The sequence below is a fragment of the Frankia sp. AiPs1 genome, from assembly GCF_023716945.1.
GTDB lineage: Bacteria > Actinomycetota > Actinomycetes > Frankiales > Frankiaceae > Frankia.
Map to the genome: position 1 here is coordinate 1 of NZ_JAMQQF010000951.1, position 1,335 is coordinate 1,335.

The following is a 1,335-nucleotide window of genomic DNA, read 5'->3' on the forward strand; positions in this document are numbered from 1 at the left end:
CCGCCCGGCTCCTCGCGGTGGTCACCGCACTGGCGCAGCGCCTCGGCGCGCTGGCAGGTTCGCCCACTCCGGCCGGGCCCGACGATCCGGGTGTCGCCGCGGTGCCGGCTGGCCCGGTGGCGTCGGCCGACCCCGCCTTCGTCTCGCTCGGCGAGCTCGTCGCCGCGGCGGGGGAGCTGCCGGTCGCGATCGACGGATTCTTCGACGCGCTGATGGTGATGGACCCGGATCCGGCGGTCCGGGTGGCCCGGCTCGGACTGCTCGCCCGGATCCGCGATCTGACGGCGGGAACGCTGGACTGGGAAGCGCTCGGTTCGCTGCCGTCCGGGCACTGACCCCGCCGTCCGGGCGCTGACCCTGCCATCCGGGCGGGGCCCGCCCGCCGTCCGGTCACCCGCGAAAGAACCAGGACAAATGGGCGCATAGGCCGCGCTGTGTCAGATAGTCCGCCACGGGGGCTACTGTTCCATCGCGTGGGTCTGTCCCGTCCTAGTCTCGCCGTCCATCCCTTCCGCGCGACCTGGTACCAGGTGCCCTGGTGGCGGTGGGCGATCCGGGCTGTGGCCGCGGTCGTCGCCGCTGTCGTGATCTTCACCGTGGTCACGTTCGTTCAGGTGTGGTGGGTCGGCCGGGAGGATCACCGGCCCACCTCCGACACCCTGGTCGTCCTCGGGGCCTCGCAGTACGACGGGCGTCCCTCGGCGGTCTTCGCCGCCCGCCTCGACCATGCGCTGGAGCTCTACCGGCAGGGCGTCGCCCCCAACGTGATCACGATCGGTGGCAAGCAGCCCGGTGACCGCTACACCGAGGCCGAGGCCGGCGCCGCGTACCTGCGCCGCCGGGGCGTGCCAGCCGATCGGGTGATCGTCGTCCCGGAGGGCTCGGACACCCTCGGTTCGCTGACCGCCGTCGCGGGGGTCATGAACACCCGGCACTGGCGGTCGACGGTCCTGGTCACCGATCCCCCGCACAGCCTGCGGTCCCGGACGATGGCGCGTGACCTCGGGCTGGACGCGACGACGTCGCCGGTGACCCGCGGTCCGGCCGTTCACGGCTTCGACACCAAGGCCCGCTACATCGTTCGCGAGGGCATCGGCTACCGCTGGTACCAGCTCTTCCACCGGGCCTCGCCGCCCTCGGCGACCACGCGGGCGGTCTGAGCTCGCGGCTCGCGACAGCCCACCGTCGGGATGCGCAGCGGCGGGCGGGGCGGCCGAAGGCGGCTGAGGCGGCCGGGGTGACTCCCGAGGCCGCTTGCGCGCGGCCGTCGCCAGGGTCGTCGATTCGGCGCGGACAGGCCCGCCGCCGGCACCGACCGGCTCGGCACCTTCCGGC

Annotated in this window: 1 protein-coding gene and 1 pseudogene; both read left to right on the forward strand. The window is 74.1% G+C overall.

Annotation, left to right across the window (positions count from 1 at the left end):
* Positions 1 to 335 (forward strand): annotated as a pseudogene (locus ND748_RS32115) (glycine--tRNA ligase subunit alpha/beta); the annotation flags it as partial.
* A gap of 138 nt (positions 336 to 473) precedes the next feature.
* Entirely contained in the window at positions 474 to 1,160 is a 687-nt protein-coding gene (locus ND748_RS32120) for a YdcF family protein (RefSeq protein ID WP_251750031.1), read from the forward strand.
* Positions 1,161 to 1,335 lie beyond the last annotated feature (175 nt).